The organism is Clostridium sp. LIBA-8841, from assembly GCF_034439435.1.
In the GTDB taxonomy this organism is placed as follows: Bacteria; Bacillota; Clostridia; order Clostridiales; family Clostridiaceae; genus Sarcina.
The window spans coordinates 1-1,488 of record NZ_JAPCKJ010000015.1 but is presented as its reverse complement, the minus strand read 5'-3'; the positions used below and the strand labels follow the sequence as shown (position 1 = coordinate 1,488).

Here is a 1,488-nt window from a genome sequence, read left to right as displayed (position 1 = left end):
ATGGTGAATGCCTTGGCATCAGGAGCCGATGAAGGACGTGATAAGCTGCGATAAGCTTCGGGTAGGCGCACATAGCCTGAGATCCGAAGATCTCCGAATGAGGAAACTCACATGGGAAACCCCATGTATCGTTAAGTGAATACATAGCTTAATGAAGGTAACCCAGGGAACTGAAACATCTAAGTACCTGGAGGAAGAGAAAGAAAAATCGATTTTCTTAGTAGCGGCGAGCGAAAGGGAAAGAGCCCAAACCGGAAACTTGTTTCCGGGGTTGCGGACATAACATAAAAGTGGAGGCTATTGTAACTGAAGAGAGCTGGAAAGCTCCACCGTAGAAGGTAATAGTCCTGTAAGTGAAACGAGAAGACCACGAGTTATGATCCAGAGTACCACGAGACACGTGAAACCTTGTGGGAAGCAGGGAGGACCACCTCCCAAGGCTAAATACTACCTGATGACCGATAGTGAAGCAGTACCGTGAGGGAAAGGTGAAAAGAACCCCGGGAGGGGAGTGAAATAGAACCTGAAACCGTATGCCTACAACCGCTCAGAGCCCCTTATGAGGGTGATGAGGTGCTTTTTGTAGAACGAGCCAACGAGTTACGGTATGTAGCAAGGTTAAGTACTTAAGGTACGGAGCCGAAGGGAAACCGAGTCTGAATAGGGCGACTAGTTGCATGCCGTAGACCCGAAACCGGGTGACCTATCCATGGCCAGGTTGAAGCGAGGGTAAAACCTCGTGGAGGACCGAACCACGTTGCTGTTGAAAAAGCATGGGATGAGCTGTGGATAGCGGAGAAATTCCAATCGAACCCGGAGATAGCTGGTTCTCTCCGAAATAGCTTTAGGGCTAGCGTCGAGTATGAGTAGTGGAGGTAGAGCACTGAATGGGCTAGGGGGCATAGCGCTTACCGAACCTTATCAAACTCCGAATGCCACATACTTTGAGCTCGGCAGTCAGACTACGAATGATAAGATCCGTGGTCAAAAGGGAAACAGCCCAGATCGTCAGCTAAGGTCCCAAAGTGTAAGTTAAGTGGGAAAGGATGTGAGATTTCTAAGACAACTAGGATGTTGGCTTAGAAGCAGCCACTCATTAAAAGAGTGCGTAATAGCTCACTAGTCGAGAGATCTTGCGCCGAAAATGTAACGGGGCTAAACTTACCACCGAAGCTACGGGCTTGAACTTAGTTCAAGCGGTAGGAGAGCGTCGTAACCGGGCTGAAGTCGTACCGTAAGGAGCGGTGGACTGGTTACGAGTGAGAATGTTGGCATCAGTAGCGAGATGTGGGTGAGAATCCCACAGGCCGAAAACCTAAGGTTTCCTCAGGAAGGTTCGTCCGCTGAGGGTTAGTCGGGACCTAAGCCGAGGCCGAAAGGCGTAGGTGATGGACAACTGGTTGATATTCCAGTACCACTACCATCGTTATTATCGATGGCGTGACGCAGGAGGATAGTGTGTGCTAGCTATTGGATGCTAGTCTAAGC

The 1,488-nt window shown here is 49.6% G+C and carries 1 rRNA gene; it reads left to right on the top strand.

Annotated features, from left to right (window positions below):
* Positions 1 to 1,488, top strand: a 23S ribosomal RNA gene (locus OIF33_RS17030); the annotation flags it as partial.